Origin of the sequence: Bradyrhizobium sp. SZCCHNS2022, assembly GCF_032377575.1 — a bacterium.
Taxonomy (GTDB): Bacteria; Pseudomonadota; Alphaproteobacteria; order Rhizobiales; family Xanthobacteraceae; genus Bradyrhizobium; species Bradyrhizobium aeschynomenes.
The window spans coordinates 7282070-7297784 of record NZ_JAUHHZ010000001.1 but is presented as its reverse complement, the minus strand read 5'-3'; the positions used below and the strand labels follow the sequence as shown (position 1 = coordinate 7297784).

Here is a 15715-nt window from a genome sequence, read left to right as displayed (position 1 = left end):
GATCGATCAGACGCGGCTCACCACAGGGGACCGCCCCACGGGCCGCCACCCCAGCCACCATAGTAACGATGACGCCAGTAGGGTCGGCCGTAATAGGGACGGCCGTAATACGGAGCGTAGCCGACGCCGACATAGCCGTAGGGTCCGCCGCCGTAATAATAGGGGTCGTCGTCGTAATAATAAGGCGTTGCCGCCGCCGCGATGCCCGCACCGAGCAGCGCGCCGGCCGCGAGCGCGCCGCCGCCCCAGCCCCAGCCGCCACCGCGCCAACCGCGACCACGCCAACCACCACCATGCGACCCGCCGTGCCAGCCGCCGTAGCGGACCTGCACCGTGCCGAGCGGCGCCACGTCGGCCTGCGCTGCGGCCGACAGCGCAGTGACGGGTGCAGACAATGCCGGAACGCTCGCTCCGGCCAGCAGTGCGCCGGACAGGGCCAGCGCTCCCACATAGCTCAAGCTTCGCATCACAAGGACTCCTCGACCAAGGTCATCACGCATGACTGCCCACGAAGGTCATCCGGCGCAGTCTTCCGCCGCGATCGCGACGACGAGCAAACAAGTTGCTCGACGCTACGAACCGCCTGTCGGCACGAGCGTTCCATTGCAAGAGCGCGATCGGCGGAGAAGAACCTCGAACGGGACGTTCTGGAAAGATCAGCCGCGCCGCTTGCGGCCCTGCGCTGCTGCGGCCTGCTTGCGCAGGCCTTCGGCCGCGCCGGCCACGACCTCGGAAATCTCCAGAAGCTGCTTGGCGAGCGGGCTGGTCTTGCGCCAGACCATGCCGATGCTGCGCTGGGGCTGCGGCTCGGCGAAACGCGCCAGCGACACTGCGGCCGAGCGCGTCTCGACGCCGACCGCCATCTCGGGGATCAAGGTCACGCCCATGCCGGCGCCGACCATCTGCACCAGGGTCGACAGCGAGGAGGCATCGAGCATCTCGCGCGGCGCCTGCATGTTGCAGAACGACAGCGCCTGGTCGCGGAAGCAGTGCCCCTCCTCGAGCAGCAGCAATCGCATCTCGCGCAGCATCTCGCTGCTCGGCACGTCGGCACCTTCATATTCGGGCGGGCGCACCAGCAGGAAGCTCTCCGAGAACAACGCGACCTCGGTCAGCGACGGCTCCGACACCGGCAGCGCGACGATCGCGGCATCCAGCCGGCCCTCGACCAGCTCCTCGATCAGGGTCGGCGTCTTGGACTCGCGGACATGAATGTCGATCTCGGGGTGCTTGCGCGTCAGGTTCCCAATGACTTTGGGCAGCAGATACGGCGCGATCGTCGGGATCATTCCCAGCCGCAGCCGGCCGGTGAGCTTGTCGCGCGAGGCGCGGGCGAAATCGCCGAGCTCGTCGACGGAGCGCAGGATCTCCCGCACGCGCTCGGCGAGCTGCTCGCCGAACCGCGTCAGCACCACCTGGCGCGCATTGCGCTCCAGCAGCACGCCGCCGAGCGCCTCCTCCATTTCCTTGATCTGCATCGACAGCGCCGGCTGCGAGATCGCGCACGCCTCCGCGGCGCGGCCGAAATGACCGAGACGCGCCAGCGCATCGAAATAGCGAAGCTGCCGCATCGTCAAATGTATCATCAGATTATCTTATCGTTCATGATCTCGAAGTCAATTTTCACTGACCACAATCTTCGGATGAATCGATCAAGGCTGGCATCGCTCTGCGTTTGCGCGATGTCACACGACATTCATCAGATAATCTTATCGTTATGATCATCAATCTCAATTTCCCCTGATCGGAGGACCCGCGTAGGGTCCCGCCACCCACCCCAGGGGGAACCATGACGATCACGTCAGGAGAGAAACATGGATGACGTCAGCAAGTGCCCGTTTTCGGGCGGCTTGAAGGGATTTTCGAACAAGGATTGGTGGCCGAACCAGCTCAACCTCTCCGTCCTGCACCAGCACTCGAACCTGTCCGACCCGCTCGGTGAGGCGTTCGATTACTCCAAGGAATTCAAGAGCCTCGATCTCGACGCGCTGGTCAAGGACCTGACCGCGCTGATGACCGATTCGCAGGATTGGTGGCCGGCCGATTTCGGTCACTACGGCCCGCTGTTCATCCGCATGGCCTGGCATGCCGCCGGCACCTATCGCATCGGCGACGGCCGCGGCGGCGCCGGCACCGGTCAGCAACGCTTCGCGCCGCTGAACAGCTGGCCCGACAATGCCAACCTCGACAAGGCCCGCCGCCTGTTGTGGCCGATCAAGCAGAAGTACGGCCAGAAGATCTCCTGGGCCGACCTGTTCGTACTGACCGGCAACGTCGCGCTGGAATCGATGGGCTTCAAGACCTTCGGCTTCGGCGGCGGTCGCGCCGACACCTGGGAGCCGGAGCAGGACATCTATTGGGGTCCTGAAGGCAAGTGGCTCGCCGACGAGCGCTACAGCGGCGATCGCGAGCTCGCAGGCTCCCTGGCCGCCGTGCAGATGGGCCTCATCTACGTCAACCCGGAAGGCCCGAACGGCAACCCCGACCCGGTCGCCGCGGCACGCGACATCCGCGAGACCTTCGCCCGCATGGCGATGAACGACGAGGAGACGGTGGCGCTGATCGCCGGCGGTCACACCTTCGGCAAGACCCATGGCGCGGGTGACGCGTCGCTGGTCGGCCCGGAGCCGGAAGGCGCCGACATCGCGCAGCAGGGCCTCGGCTGGGCCAGCAAGTACGGCTCGGGCAAGGGCGGCGACACCATCACCTCCGGCCTCGAGGTGATCTGGACGTCATCGCCGACCAAATGGAGCAACAACTTCTTCTGGAACCTGTTCGGCTACGAATGGGAGCTGACCAAGAGCCCGGCCGGCGCGCATCAGTGGACGCCGAAGGGCGGCGCTGGCGCCAACACCGTGCCGGACGCGCATGACAAGTCCAAGCGCCACGCGCCGTCGATGCTGACCACCGACCTCGCGCTGCGCTTCGATCCGGAATACGAGAAGATCTCGCGCCGCTTCCTGGAGAACCCGGATCAGTTCGCCGACGCCTTCGCCCGCGCCTGGTTCAAGCTGACCCACCGCGACATGGGCCCGAAGGTGCGCTATCTCGGCCCGCTGGTGCCGAAGGAGGACCTGATCTGGCAGGATCCGGTGCCGGCGCTCGATCATCCCGTCGTCGACGACAAGGACGTCGTCGATCTCAAGGCGAAGATCCTCGCTTCGGGCCTGTCGGTGTCGCAGCTGGTCTCGACCGCCTGGGCCTCGGCCTCGACCTTCCGCGGCTCGGACAAGCGCGGCGGCGCCAATGGTGCGCGCATTCGCCTGGCTCCGCAGAAGGACTGGGCGGTCAACAACCCGGCCGAGCTTTCGAAGGTGCTCTCAAAGCTCGAGGGCATCCAGAAGGAGTTCAACGCATCGGCTGCCGGCGGCAAGAAAGTCTCGCTCGCCGACCTGATCGTGCTGGCCGGCAATGCCGGTGTCGAGGCTGCCGCCAAGAAGGCCGGCGTCGAGGTGACCGTGCCGTTCGCGCCGGGCCGCACCGACGCCTCGCAGGAGCAGACCGACGTCGAGTCGTTCTCCGTGCTCGAGCCGACCTATGACGGCTTCCGCAACTACCTCGCCGGCAAGCAGTGGCTGTCGGGCGAGGAGCTGCTGGTCGACAAGGCCCAGCTGCTCACCCTGACCGCGCCGGAGATGACCGTGCTGGTCGGCGGCCTGCGCGTGCTCGGTGCCAATGCGGGCGGCTCCAAGCATGGCGTGTTCACGGCGCAGCCGGAGACGCTCACCAACGACTTCTTCGCCAACCTGCTCGACATGGGCGTGGCTTGGCGTCCGGTCGATCAGGGCGAGCACACCTTCGAGGGTCGCGACCGCAAGACCGGCGCGATCAAGTGGACGGCCACCCGCGCCGACCTCATCTTCGGCTCGCACTCGCAGCTGCGCGCGCTCGCCGAGGTCTATGCCAGCTCGGACGCCAAGCAGAAGTTCGTCAAGGACTTCGTTGCCGCCTGGACCAAGGTGATGAACCTGGACCGGTTCGAGCTGAAGGCCTGAGGCGGTCGGTTCGTCCGATCTGAACAGCAGCGAAGGCGGCGTTTCACCGAAACGCCGCCTTCATTTTTGGCCCGCCGCGACCGTCGGTGAAATTTCGCACAGCCTGAACCAGGGTTGCCGCAACACTGCCCGCTGGCAGCGTCGCCGGCTCGTGGTCTGCGTCCCGACCACGCCTCGGATCGAGGCCGCCACGTCCCGCAGGAGCGGAAAATGGCGAAATGTTCTAGTTCAGATTGAATCATCGGGACGCGACACATACCCTCGCAGGACATAACGATCTCGGTCCCCGCGAGTACGGAATGCGTCGGACGTCTTCGACCTTGCGCCTTCAGGTCTGCTCGGCGGACGCCGACGGCCGCATCGCTGGCCGCGCCAGACCGCATACGATGATCGAAGCGATCAACGTCTCGCGCCTGACATCGAGCCGCCTCACCTTGATGGACACCGAGCTCCTGTCGAACGTCGGGGACGACGGCTCGTTCGAGGGCCGGATCGTCGGACACCCCGGAGATCTCATCCGCCTGCGCGTTCGCGGGCATGGCAGCCGCATCGGACCCTGGCGGGCCTTGCGCCTCCCCGGCGGCGGTTCGCGACGTCCCGACGTCGCGCTATTCCGGATCGGCTTCCGCGCCGTCGGACAACATCGGCGGTACCAACTGGTCAACATTGGTCGACCGCGCCCGATCTCCGAGCCTGGCGTCCTGCTCGATCTCCGCAACGAGCGAACCGGCATGGTGCAGCGGATCGCCATAAGCAAGAACGGCGGCTTCGCCCGCGCGACCTATGTCACGGCTCAGCCTCTCGACAGAATCGCCGTGACCCTCGCGGACCGACCGGAGCATCCGCTCGGCGTGCTCGTTGTTCCGGAGCGCGGAGGTACGACACCCGCTCGAAAGCGTCTCTCGCGGGCAGTCTCCGGGCATGCCGCAACCGTGTTCGACGTGGGTCCACTCGCAGGCAGCCTGTTTCACGGCCAGCCGAAAGCGAGCGACGTGGTGCAGGGCGAGGTCCCCAACTGTCATCTGGCTGGCGCCGCGACCGCGGTGGCCGCAACCTGCGGCGACCGACTCGCGAAGCTGTTTCGCCAGATCGACAGGCAGCACTACGCGGTTTCGCTGTATTGTTACGACCAGTCCCTCCGGCGGTTCGTTCGCAAACGCATCATCGTCGCCAACGAATTCTACATGAGACCCTCCGGCAGCCTGCTCTTTGGCTCTCCGGCGCCGCTCACCGCCGGCCGGACGCGGGCCTCGCTCTGGTGGCCATTGCTTGAAAAGGCCGTGGCACGTCTCAAGAACGGCTACGGTCATTTCGTGGCCGGCGGCACGCCGTATCATGCATTGTCGATGCTGCTCGGCCAGCCACCGCACCATCGCGAGGTTCCCGCCTGCGATCCCGACCGGCTGTGGCAGGAGACCGTGCTGCACCTCAGGGGAAGACGTCCGGTGGTGCTCAGCACGTTTTCGGCAAGGTCCGCCCGGCTGTACCGCTACACGAGAATCATGCCCGACCATTGCTATGCGGTGCTCGGCCTCTCGGAAACAAAGCGCGGCGAACGCACCATCCGTGTCCGCAATCCCTGGGGTGAGGTGACGCCGACGGGCTACGTCGATCAGGGCCAGGGCGTCTTCACGATGCCGTGGGACGATGCCATGCGCTGGTTCGCGAATTGGAGCTCGGTCTCGGACCGGCGATGAAGCTTGGACGTTCGCGGCGGCCTATGACGGGCTCCCCGCCTGCCGGGCGAGAACGGACGTCGCGCGGCCGTACGCCGTGACCCAATTGGCCGACAGCCAATGCTCGTAGGTCCGGCCGGCCGCCTCCTGCAAGACGGCACAGATGGGATGCAGCAGCCGGCTCGGGCCGCCGTTGAGTCCGCCATGCATCAGGATGACGTTGTGTCCCAAGACGAAGTCGAACTGCTCCGTCCGCAGGCCCTGCTCGGTCAGCTCGCACACCGCCGGCCAGGGCAGCCCCGTCGTCTCGACGATCATCTCCTCGAACAATGACTGCACCGGACTTGGCGAGCCGTTCCGGATCTCGGGAAACGCGGCAAGCTCGGCGTCATTGAAGGGAGCGTCCGTATTGTGCAGATTCACCAGAATATGTTTGGGGTCGCTCGCCCCCAACAACGCTCCGAGCTGAATGTACCCGCCTCCCTGGGCCTGGATCAGTCCGATGCTGCGACGGAGGTCTCGCGCGCACTTCTCTTGCAGCTCCGGCAGGGATGGCCACTCGACACCGTTCTGATGGCGATACGCGAGCATCAGCATCGTCACCAGATCGTAATAGGGCGTGATGCTGTCGCCCTCTCCGGTCTGCAGCACCACGAAGCCCTGATAGAGCTTGTGGGCACGCGTGGTCGAAATCTGGCGGGGCGCGGTTCTTCTGAGCTCGGCCGCCCAGGTCGCGACGTCGGCGCAACTCGGCGTCAGGTACGAGCTGTTGCCGCCGTCGTGATGAGGAAGCAGGCTGCGCGTTCGCTTGCCCGGCGCCACTTCGGTCACCTGGTCGGCGCCTATCTCCGGCGTCAGATCATCGAGCGACCACCTTCTCCGCCAAGACGCGACGAGATGCTCCGCGACTGCGCGCGCGGCAAGCATCGCCGTGGCCTGATCTCGGCACAGCTCTCCGAGCGGGATGATGACACCGTGAGCCGCGCCGTCGATCGCGGACGTGACGCCATCTGCCCACGCGGCACATCCGTCGTCGGATCGTCCCGCGACAAGCGCCTCGAGGAGTGCGCGCGAGAGCGGCATTCTGACATTTTCGGCAAGTCGTACGCCCACGCCTCACCCCTTGCGGTCTGCCTTCATGCCGCGTCCTTCTGCCAATCGACGAAGAGGAACTCGTAGAGAAGCCGCGCGACGATCGCACTCGTACGACCAGACACGTCGCGATTCGGGTTGACCTCGACGACGTCGATCGCGCGGACGGGATAATCCTGTAGGATCGCGCCAATCAACAGGAGTTCTTCCGCCGAGATTCCGCCGACGGTGACATGGCCCGTGCCCGGCGCAGCAGAATTCTCGCACACGTCAATATCGATGGACACGTAGAGGCCGTCGGGCGTAGCCGCCGATACCGCATCCAAGGTTTCACGGAGCGCGGCGGCGAAGCCGATCCGACGAATGTCACGACGATGGCGGATCGTGCATCCGCCGCTCGTAAGCGCGGCGAGCTGCTGCGAACCGGTGATGTCGCCCTGGCCGACGAAGCCGATCTGGTCGAGCCGCAGCCCGGGAAGCTCGGAGATGCGTCGTGCGTTGGAGCCGTGATAAAAGGCGCCATGCAGGCTGGAGTGCTCGCCAAAATCGAAATGATGGTCGATCTGGACGTAGCCCAGGGTCCTGCCTGCCGCCCGCATCGCTTCCCTCACGCCGGCAAAGCACGGGTAGCTGATCGTGTGCTCGCCGCCGAGAACGACGAGAAGGTCGCATCGATGCGCCAGTTCGTACGCTTCTGCGGCCGTCGCCTCGACCTGGCGCGCGGGGTTGCTCGGAAAGACATGAAGATCGCCAAAATCCGCGATGTCCGGCGCCCTGGCCACGCCCGATAATCCCGTCCGCAGATTTGTGACCTCGCTGAGCCTGCGTGAGTTCATTTGGCTGCTGAAGCCGAGGCTCTCTTTCCGTATCGACAGCGGTCCATCCCGCGCACCGATGTGGGTCGATGCGGTGCCATCGAACCCCACCGAACAGACGGCGACATCGCATGTCTCGGACTCGTCGACCAGCGCGAGCGTCTTGGCGCCGAATAACCCCGGACCTCCGGCACACCATGGCGGAAGCGAATAGGCCTGCCAAGCGCGCCAGCTATCCCGGTTCAATTCATCGAGCCAATTCCGCGCCATGATCGCCGGCGAACCTTTCATGCCCTGGCTTCGAGCCGGCTGCTCACGAGATCGTCGCAATGGCGCACGAGATCGATGAACTGAGCCCAGAGTTCGTCGGCCGTCTGATGAAATGGAGCGAACACCACTGGCCGGTCCTCCCGCCAGTTGGCGAAGTTCCAGTCGACGATTCTTGGTCGCAACGACGAGAAGATCGGTGTCTTCGGGTAAGGGACGAAATTGTACAGATTGTACAGCTTGGCGTGGTGCGCAGCGCTCTTGAGAAAGGACAGCGTCTGCTGATGTGCGGCGGCCGTCGCATGAGGTAAGCCGCCCAGCAGATTGAGAACGACGTGAATTCCGCGCGCACTCAACTTTTCGATCCACGCAAGATAGCGATCGGGATCGTTTCTTTTTCTGACGCTGCGAAGCACCTCTGGATCCGCAGTTTCGAACCCCATCTCCACGACGAGAACGCCGAGCTCTTCCATGCGATCGATCAGCCACTCCGACATCGCCTGTACGTGCGTCTGAATGACGAAGCGATATCTGGGGGACCGCGCGGCGATGAGGTTCTGTACCGCCTCCTTCGATTGGCCGAACGTCTTGTCGCCGACATAGACGAGCCGGACGTCGGGGAAATAACGTGCAATATCCTCGAATTCGGCGATGAGACATGGGAGCGGCACGACATGAAGCTGCCGACTCCACGCATCGCCGCAGAACGAGCAGTCATAGAGGCAGCCATGGCTCGCATTGACGCGTACGAGCGGAACACGATTGGCGAAGCGCGCGAGATGGCGATAGTTCGGTCGATAGCCGAAGTCCGCAACCTGCCGGCCAAGCCGGATGTCGTCCGCCGTATCGCCGTTCAACAGCTTGCGCAGGACACCGTGTTGCGCATGCCCAGCATAGACGCTGGAGAACGATTGAGGACGTTCCAGGCCGACCATGTTGCCGCCCATCGCCGTCCGATGTCCCTTGCGCATGAGCCGCATCGAAACATCCATCGCGAGGTCGAGGTTCTGCGCCAGAGGCGAGAACAGAAAAAGGAGCGGCTGTTTCGCGTGCCGCACGAGATGCTCGGCCAGACATTCACCGTCGGCATGCATCAGACTGAGATCTTCGAACTCCGTATCGTCTCGCCCAACTGCAGCGTCGAGATGGGCGACCCAGAGCGGCGCTTCCCAAAGGTCTCCGGAATGCAGACAGAAGCGCGGCTCGATCGATGCAAGATAAGCGGAATAGGACCGGTAGTATCGATCGAGGACCGGCTCAGGATCCGACTGCGACGGAAATGGCAGCTGGACGATCACACATTTCATTTCCGGAGTATCGTTCGCCATCGTCGCGCGACGTTGCCTCTGAAAATTGGCCCGCGTTCCGAGCAATGAAAAAACTTGCCGTACAGTTATACAATCTTAGGTTGGAATACAACCTGTTGCAAGCGAAGTCTTGCACGTGCGAGACAACTTCCATCGAGACCTCAGGTCGCATCGCCATGGCCATGAACACCGACCTCAGATGCTTGCAGTGCAATAACCTCGAGCGAACATTGGCGCGACCGGTCGAGGTCCTGCTGGTCGATTTTGGCGGCGTGCTCTGCAATTTCGAGGAAACGCCGGAGATCCGCGCCTTGATGCGGCGACACCGTCTCGACGTTCAAGCCAGCCTGACCTCGCTGCTCTTCGAGAACGTGGCCTCCTACGCCGGGCTTCTCGGGCGGATCACTGCAGATCAGGTTCTGGACGAGATCGGCAGAAGCCTCGGCATTTCCGAACGGGCGATGCGCGAGATCTGGGACGCCTTTCTTGCGGCGAACGTCGCCGATCAGCCCCTTCTCGATGTACTGAGCCGCACGCGCCGGCACACGCGGCTCTTCGTCCTGAGCAACTACTGGTCCAACGGGCGCGAGGTGATCGGCCACAAGGTGCCGATGGCGACATTCGACGGCCTCTACATCTCGGCCGAACTTGGCCTTCGCAAGCCCGATCAAGCGATCTGGGACTATCTCATCCGTACTTTGGCGGTGCCGCCCGGAGCGATTGCGCTGCTCGACGACGATGCGGCGAATGTCCGTTCGGCATGCGAGGCGGGTCTAGAGGCCTATCTCTGGGTAGGTCGCTAGATGCCTTGCGGTCTGAGCCGCAATCCAGCCGTCGACCGCAGTCTGGCTGATCGCGGCGAGAGGATGAATCGCACACATGATCGGGACGCCCCGAAACCCATAGGCCAGCTTGATCGGGTAAGGAGACCGCCCGCCCTGGATTTCGGTGATTCCGAGATTTGCGGCTCGCCTGATCGCATGCTGATAGAGAAAGTCGGACGGATAGAACGGCTTGGCCAGATCTTTCCGATTTCCGGAGAGCCAGAGATAGTAGGTCTCGCGCCACCGGAAGTTCAACGCGATGGCTGCGACCTCGTCGTTCGGCGTGACGGCAAGCAGGACCTCCATACCGGGAAGATCGGCCTGGAGCACACCGCGAAGGAACGTGGCCGGCAAGATGTCCCGTTGATCGTTCGACGGGGACACGCCGGATCTGATGAGTTCGGCAAGCGGAACCGCTTGTGACGGTGTCACGATTCTGAGCCTCAGGCCGGCCTCGTCGGCACGACGCATGACCCGCCTGCGTTCCGCACGTTCCTTTCTCTTGAGCCGCGTGACCGGATCGATCGCATGGTCGGGATGGATGTCCAGGACCATGTTGGTCTGCAGACGGCCGAGACGGTAGCCGATGCCGGCCAGTTCTTGGAGCAGATGATGGGCGCGTCCATCGATCCCGAAGAGAAACGACATCGCATTGTTGTCACGGCAAAGATCGAGATGAATTTCGAGGGCTTCGATCAACGCCGCCCCATGACGTGCAATGGGCCCTCCCAGCCAGCCGACCAGGGCGTGAGAGCCGATGATCTCTCCCGCCAGAGCGGGCACGACGTTGGCGCGATAATAGTCGAGACGCGGACAGGCGCCGTAGAGGAAGCCGGGTACCACCGCCTGGCAAATGCCGCCATTGTTGACGACGACATGGCGCGCCTGGTCTGCCCCCGGCCAATGCCGTTGTATGACCGAACAGAATGCGGCCGTATGGAATGGCGAGCCGACCTCCCGGCAGAGAGCCTCCCAGCCTTCAAGGGCGTCGGACTCGTCCACCGGACCGCTCATCCATCGTCGCTGACGTTCCGCAACTGCGCCAACAAATCCCGCAGCCTTGCGACCTTCATCGCAGCGAGGTCTGGATCTGGGGCCTCCGACAGGAACACGACGGCCAGCATCGCGGCCGTATAGAGACGGCAGCAAAGCCCGAGCGGACTTTGCAGCTCCGCCAGCAGCATCGGCGAATCGTAACCTTCGGCAAAGCGCTCCGTCAGTTCGCCATATTCCTCCAACCGTGCGAGCTCCAGCAAGGGATGAGCGACGAGGGCGTTGGACCAGTCGATGAGGCCCAGCAGATGCCCCTGTCGGGAGAGATAGTTTGCCGGCCGAAGGTCCATGTGCAGCAAGCACGCGGATTGGTCGATGGGGCGCAGCCGGCGGGAGAGAAACTCCTCGCTTGGAAGCGGCTCCGGTAGCCCTGCCGACCTCGCGACCACTCCGAGCCGGGCCGCAGTGAGTTGGGCCACGGTGATCGCAGCCGGTTGACCCCGTTGCGCGATCGGGCTCAGGCCGTGCGAAGGCAGTTCGTGCAGCCGTCTTACGATCCGTCCGAGTTCAAACGGATCGACCGGGACGGCATCCGTGTCGATGAACTCGAGGATCAGCACGTGAGGTCCGCGAACTGGACGAAGATATGCGACGACATGCGGCGCGGGAATGCCATGCTGGCGTGACCGGCCGAGCAATGCATGCTCCTGATCGAGCAATTGGAAGCTGTCGAGCCCCTGGTCGTTGTCGTTGAAGATCCACCGCTCACCGGGAAACTTCAGGACGACCGGTTCGCGCCCTTTCAGGCGGGCCAGGAACACCTGAAATTCGATGCCGCCACCCAGCACTTCGGTGCTCTCGACGGCAAGATCGAGATTCGCGGCACGAACTTCCCGCAGCACGTCATCGAGAGACCATTTCATATGTGACAACGACGGTGTCATGGGCCGAAGAGCCCCAATCCTGGCGTGCGCGACAGTTGCACATCTTCACCGCCACCTCAACCTAAGGTTACCTGAGCCATGATGCGCTGGCGGCTCCATGGAAAGCGCCGTCCGTGCTTGGGCGGACGAACGCTCTTCACCGGCCCTGCCCGCCTCAGCGCGCCGCGGCCGAGCCGCCGCCGTCGATCTGGCGGCCCATCAGCGCGATTGCCTTCTGATAGACACCGGCGGCGTTCCAGGCTTCGATCGCAACAAAGTTCGGCTCGCCCGGCTGATAGCCGGCGCCCGCCTTCCAGCCATTGGCGCGCAGGAAGTTGGCGGTCGAGGCCAGCGCGTTGGCTGCGACGTCGAGATTGCCGACGCCATAGGCCAGGATGTTCTTCGGCATGAACTGCGTCTGTCCGACCTCGCCATGCATCGAGCCGCGGGTGTTGCCCGAGAGCACGCCGCGATCGATCAGCTTCAACGCCGCATAGAGCTGGTCGGTGAAGAACTCCGGCCGGCGGCAGTCATAGGCGAGCGTCGCGATCGACGACAGCATGTGCTGGTTGCCGCGCTGGCTGCCGAACGCGCTCTCCATGCCCCAGATCGCGATCAGCGGCCCGGGCGGCACGCCATAGCGCTGCTCGATCGAAGCGAACATTGCCGCCTGCGACTGCTTCAACTGCCGGCCGCGCGCGACGATCGCAGGCGCCCCGCGCTTGGCCAGGAACTGATCGAGCGACAGCTGGAAACTGCGCTGGCCGCGATCGGCCGCGATGGTGGCGGACGCGTAGTTGGTCTGCATCAGCGCCGCGATCGCGGTGCCGCCGACGCCCTTGGCCCGCGCCTCCTCGCTGAACTCGCGCTTCCAGGTCTCGAAGCCCGCGGGGGAGCTGCCGCACTGCGCCGCCTGCGCACCGCTGCCGAAGGCTGCGAACAACGCAGCCACGGTGAAGGTGAAGGTAGTCATGGCCCGGCGCTTGGTCATCGATACTCCTTTGATCGCGTCCCGCGCCTGCGGCTTGCTCGGCTGCACTGGCGTGAGATGGGACGCTCGGCGCGGCAATATTGGCCGCTATGGTTGAAACGTCGCCAACCTATCGGAAATGAGAAAAAATCATAGCCGGTCGCGCCGGCCGGCAGGAATGACCGCCCCTGTCCGCTTGCGCTGATCGCACCGCCCGCGACATGCGCCACGGGTTCCTACGCCACGGCTCCCGCAATCGTGATCATCTGCCGCCTTGCTCATCGCAGCCGCCTCCGATGGCAAGCCGATCGAGGGCATGAAGAGCAAGCGCGCGATCCAGAGGCATCTTTCGGCGACCTACCAGTTTGCCAGGCACAACAGGCTGGCGTTCAACATGATGGCGATCGGCCCGTCCGTTCCGGAAGGCCAGGAGGTGGGGCTTCAGCACCGACGACAGGCACGCGCTCGACGCCGGCGGCCATGACATCGCCCGCTCCGGTCGCTTCCGGGTCCAGACACTTCCCGTTCCCCGAGGCTTGACGGCCACCGCCGGCGCGATTATAGAACGATACAGTTTCGTTTTTTACGACCTTTTAATCAGGAATGCTCTAGAAGTACGGCTCGAATCTGAGGCACCAGGACGCCCATGAGACGCATCATCCTCCTCACCCTCATCCTGTTGTCATCGACCCCGCTGGCGCACGCCGTGGCCGGCGCCTCGGCGACCGACACGCCGGAGGCCGGCAGCTCGCAAGCCCCCAGCGATCCGGCCCTCAGCCAGGTCGCGATCGACCGCGAGCTCGAGCGGTTCCGCCGGACGGAGGTGTCGCTGCACCAGGCGCTGCGGATCGCGGAGAAGATTCATCCGGGCTCCAGGACCGCCGACATCAGCTTCGAGGGCGGGCTCGACGCGCCCGTCTACAAGGTCCGCACCCTGCAGAGTGGCCAGATCTGGGAATCCGATATCGACGGCTCGACCGCCAAGGTCTTGAACACCGTCCTGTTCTCGACCGTGCAGGGCCTCAGCGAAAGCGACCGCTCGAGCCTGGCTGCGCTCACCACCGTGTCACTGAGAATGTCGGATGCGATCCGGATCGCGGAACGCTCCGCGGCCGGCAAGGCGATCAGCGGCGGCCTCATCAGCAAGGACGGCAAGCTCGCCTTCATCGTCGTCGTGGTCAGCGGCAAGGACCTGAAGCAGGTCACGCTCGAGCCGACATCGATGCGGCGGCGCTGAAGCGCGGCCACATCGCGGCCTCAGGAACCCCGGAGCTGCGGCCTCATGCCTTGGCGTGCAGGGCGAGGAAGATCTTGACCCGCTCGCGGACGAAGCCGGGCATCTCCTTGCGAATGGTCCTTTCCTTCATTCCCATCAGCGCGCGCATCAGCAGCGGCAGCACGATCAGGTCGATGAAGATCTCCGCGTACGCCTCCGACGCCTTCGACGGCCCGCGCCTGGCGGGCAGACCGGCCGAGCCGAGCGTGTCGGCAAGCAGCACCGCCACCACCTGGACCGTCCGCTTGCGCGAGACCTCGTGAAATTGGCAGCTGAGATCGGGAAAGCGATAGGCTTCGCCGATCGTGACCCGCAACAATCCGATCGACTCCTTGAAGGCGCGGTCGACGATCGCCATCGCGAGTCCCACCAGCTGCTCCTGAACGGTGCCGACCGGGGGCGTATAGGACGAGCGCAAACTCACCAGCTCGCCGATCGAGCGCTCGACGATGGCGGCAAACAAGGCCGGCTTGCCGGCGTAGCGCGCATAGATGGTCGGCTTGCTGGCCGGCGCGCGCTCGGCGATCTCATCGATGCTGGTGCCGTCGAATCCGCGCTCGAGAAACACCTCACGCGCCGCGTCCAGGATCCGCTCTTCGATATTACCGGCCAACGCCTTCGGCGGCCGCCCGACCCGCCCGCGCAGCGCGACCGTGCGCGCGGTGTCACTCCGTTTCACCTTGGCCTGCGTGCGGGCCATACTCTACGACCTCGACTCGACATGTCAGCATGTCGTCAAGGGATTACACGTTCTCGGCTGAACGGCAATAGAACGGCTGTTGCGAGGCAGCTATGCGCATCCTGGTGTACATAATTAGCCGTGCAGAACTTGCTCGACCATCAAAACACCTCAGGGAGCAAGCTCGCTGAGATCATCGAGCACCGCTAATGCACCGTCAAATACATCATCGTGAAAATAGAGACTGCGGGTGATGAGCACGGGAACGCCGGCGCGCGTCGCCGCCATCAGCCCGTTACCGGAATCCTCGACGGCGATGCAGCTGGCGGCGGGCAGATCCAGCTGCGACAACACCTCCAGGTAGACGTCGGGTGCGGGCTTCTTGCGCGCGACGTCATCGGCCGCGACGACCGCGGCAAATCTGGCCTCCCACTCCTTGCCGAGCACGGGTGCCAGCAGCGCATCGATGTTGACCCGCGTCGTGGTCGTCGCAATGGCGATCCGTTGCTCGCGCGCCCAGGCGGCGTCGAGCAGCGCCCTGATTCCGGGGCGCAACGGACAGCCCTTCTCCGACATGATGGCGGCAAACCGCTCCGTCTTGATCCGATGCAGCTTGGCGATCACCGCATCGCTGAGGGGTGGGCCGGAGCGCCGCATCTGGTCGAAGGCGCGGATGCGCTCCTTGCCGCCGGCGACGCGCAGCAGCTCCTTGTAGATCCGGCGGCCCCAATGCCAGTCGATGCCGCCCGCAACGAAGGCCTCGTTGAAGGCCTCGCGATGGATCTCCTCGGTTTCCGCGAGCGTCCCGTCGACATCGAGGATCAATGCGCCGGCGTCGGCAATGCGGCGTCTGAGATCTTCAAGAGGTGAATTCTTCACCAATGCGAGGCTCATCACG

15 protein-coding genes are annotated in these 15715 nt (G+C 64.4%); 5 read left to right on the top strand and 10 right to left on the bottom strand.

The genetic code is table 11. The features are described from left to right. Nucleotides 1–17: 17 nt before the first annotated feature. A complete protein-coding gene (locus QXZ94_RS32575) occupies nucleotides 18–467 on the bottom strand; it encodes a hypothetical protein (protein WP_315725368.1) in 450 nt (149 codons plus the stop codon). A 189-nt stretch (nucleotides 468–656) separates the two neighbouring features. Continuing rightward, nucleotides 657–1586: a hydrogen peroxide-inducible genes activator gene (locus QXZ94_RS32570; RefSeq protein WP_315725366.1), complete on the bottom strand. Its 930-nt coding sequence runs from the start codon at nucleotides 1584–1586 to the stop codon at nucleotides 657–659. Between the two features lie 228 nt (nucleotides 1587–1814). Between QXZ94_RS32570 and katG the strand changes: the two genes are divergently transcribed. Both katG and QXZ94_RS32560 read left to right on the top strand, forming a co-directional pair. Further along, nucleotides 1815–3995, top strand: a complete 2181-nt coding sequence (katG, locus tag QXZ94_RS32565; protein WP_315725364.1) for a catalase/peroxidase HPI — start codon at nucleotides 1815–1817, stop codon at nucleotides 3993–3995. A gap of 299 nt (nucleotides 3996–4294) precedes the next feature. Continuing rightward, nucleotides 4295–5692 carry a C2 family cysteine protease gene (locus tag QXZ94_RS32560; protein ID WP_315725362.1) on the top strand — a complete coding sequence of 466 codons (1398 nt, stop codon included), beginning with the start codon at nucleotides 4295–4297 and terminating at the stop codon, nucleotides 5690–5692. A 21-nt stretch (nucleotides 5693–5713) separates the two neighbouring features. Here the strand turns inward: QXZ94_RS32560 and QXZ94_RS32555 are convergent, their stop codons facing one another. Genes QXZ94_RS32555 through QXZ94_RS32545 form a run of 3 tightly spaced genes read right to left on the bottom strand, consistent with a single transcriptional unit; the run spans nucleotide 5714 to nucleotide 9143 of the window. Next, entirely contained in the window at nucleotides 5714–6754 is a 1041-nt protein-coding gene (locus QXZ94_RS32555; RefSeq protein WP_315725360.1) for a hypothetical protein, read from the bottom strand. Between the two features lie 53 nt (nucleotides 6755–6807). Continuing rightward, nucleotides 6808–7869, bottom strand: a complete 1062-nt coding sequence (locus tag QXZ94_RS32550) for an arginase family protein (RefSeq protein ID WP_315725358.1) — start codon at nucleotides 7867–7869, stop codon at nucleotides 6808–6810. After that, entirely contained in the window at nucleotides 7866–9143 is a 1278-nt protein-coding gene (locus QXZ94_RS32545) for a radical SAM protein (RefSeq protein WP_315725356.1), read from the bottom strand. The genes QXZ94_RS32550 and QXZ94_RS32545 overlap by 4 nt, the downstream gene beginning before the upstream one ends. Before the next feature lie 185 nt (nucleotides 9144–9328). On the opposite strand from QXZ94_RS32545, the gene QXZ94_RS32540 reads away from it, so the two are divergent. After that, the gene (locus QXZ94_RS32540; RefSeq protein WP_315725354.1) at nucleotides 9329–9955 is read left to right on the top strand and encodes an HAD-IA family hydrolase; all 627 of its coding nucleotides are present in this window, start codon (nucleotides 9329–9331) and stop codon (nucleotides 9953–9955) included. On the opposite strand, the gene QXZ94_RS32535 is transcribed toward QXZ94_RS32540, so the two are convergent. The 3 genes from QXZ94_RS32535 to QXZ94_RS32525 form a co-directional block, all read right to left on the bottom strand. Then, nucleotides 9926–10978: a GNAT family N-acetyltransferase gene (locus tag QXZ94_RS32535; RefSeq protein WP_315725352.1), complete on the bottom strand. Its 1053-nt coding sequence runs from the start codon at nucleotides 10976–10978 to the stop codon at nucleotides 9926–9928. The two genes, QXZ94_RS32540 and QXZ94_RS32535, sit on opposite strands and share 30 nt — an antisense overlap. 8 nt (nucleotides 10979–10986) lie before the next feature. Beyond that, complete coding sequence (locus tag QXZ94_RS32530) at nucleotides 10987–11913, bottom strand: aminoglycoside phosphotransferase family protein (protein ID WP_315725350.1); 927 nt, start codon at nucleotides 11911–11913, stop codon at nucleotides 10987–10989. Between the two features lie 154 nt (nucleotides 11914–12067). Continuing rightward, nucleotides 12068–12883 (bottom strand): lytic transglycosylase domain-containing protein, encoded by an 816-nt coding sequence (locus QXZ94_RS32525; protein ID WP_409998518.1) that lies wholly within the window; start codon nucleotides 12881–12883, stop codon nucleotides 12068–12070. A 253-nt stretch (nucleotides 12884–13136) separates the two neighbouring features. Here QXZ94_RS32525 and QXZ94_RS32520 point away from each other — a divergent pair, with 253 nt between their 5' ends. Further along, nucleotides 13137–13346: a hypothetical protein gene (locus QXZ94_RS32520; RefSeq protein WP_315725348.1), complete on the top strand. Its 210-nt coding sequence runs from the start codon at nucleotides 13137–13139 to the stop codon at nucleotides 13344–13346. 162 nt (nucleotides 13347–13508) lie between these two features. Continuing rightward, nucleotides 13509–14099, top strand: coding sequence for a PepSY domain-containing protein (locus tag QXZ94_RS32515; protein WP_315725346.1), 591 nt, complete (start codon nucleotides 13509–13511; stop codon nucleotides 14097–14099). Between the two features lie 43 nt (nucleotides 14100–14142). On the opposite strand, the gene QXZ94_RS32510 is transcribed toward QXZ94_RS32515, so the two are convergent. Together QXZ94_RS32510 and QXZ94_RS32505 are read right to left on the bottom strand one after the other, a co-directional pair. Next, complete coding sequence (locus QXZ94_RS32510; protein WP_315725344.1) at nucleotides 14143–14838, bottom strand: TetR/AcrR family transcriptional regulator; 696 nt, start codon at nucleotides 14836–14838, stop codon at nucleotides 14143–14145. A gap of 150 nt (nucleotides 14839–14988) precedes the next feature. Further along, nucleotides 14989–15711, bottom strand: a complete 723-nt coding sequence (locus QXZ94_RS32505; protein WP_315725342.1) for an HAD-IA family hydrolase — start codon at nucleotides 15709–15711, stop codon at nucleotides 14989–14991. Between the last annotated feature and the right edge of the window lie 4 nt (nucleotides 15712–15715).

Bases quoted from the DNA above. Each gene is read 5' to 3' on its own strand.
- QXZ94_RS32555 (WP_315725360.1), bottom strand. From the start codon at position 6,754: ATGCCGCTCTCGCGCGCACTCCTCGAGGCGCTTGTCGCGGGACGATCC.
- QXZ94_RS32515 (WP_315725346.1), top strand. From the start codon at position 13,509: ATGAGACGCATCATCCTCCTCACCCTCATCCTGTTGTCATCGACCCCG.
- QXZ94_RS32575 (WP_315725368.1), bottom strand. From the start codon at position 467: ATGCGAAGCTTGAGCTATGTGGGAGCGCTGGCCCTGTCCGGCGCACTG.
- QXZ94_RS32505 (WP_315725342.1), bottom strand. From the start codon at position 15,711: ATGAGCCTCGCATTGGTGAAGAATTCACCTCTTGAAGATCTCAGACGC.
- QXZ94_RS32550 (WP_315725358.1), bottom strand. From the start codon at position 7,869: ATGAAAGGTTCGCCGGCGATCATGGCGCGGAATTGGCTCGATGAATTG.
- QXZ94_RS32510 (WP_315725344.1), bottom strand. From the start codon at position 14,838: ATGGCCCGCACGCAGGCCAAGGTGAAACGGAGTGACACCGCGCGCACG.
- QXZ94_RS32530 (WP_315725350.1), bottom strand. From the start codon at position 11,913: ATGACACCGTCGTTGTCACATATGAAATGGTCTCTCGATGACGTGCTG.
- QXZ94_RS32540 (WP_315725354.1), top strand. From the start codon at position 9,329: ATGGCCATGAACACCGACCTCAGATGCTTGCAGTGCAATAACCTCGAG.
- QXZ94_RS32525 (WP_409998518.1), bottom strand. From the start codon at position 12,883: ATGACCAAGCGCCGGGCCATGACTACCTTCACCTTCACCGTGGCTGCG.
- QXZ94_RS32560 (WP_315725362.1), top strand. From the start codon at position 4,295: ATGCGTCGGACGTCTTCGACCTTGCGCCTTCAGGTCTGCTCGGCGGAC.
- QXZ94_RS32570 (WP_315725366.1), bottom strand. From the start codon at position 1,586: ATGATACATTTGACGATGCGGCAGCTTCGCTATTTCGATGCGCTGGCG.
- katG (WP_315725364.1), top strand. From the start codon at position 1,815: ATGGATGACGTCAGCAAGTGCCCGTTTTCGGGCGGCTTGAAGGGATTT.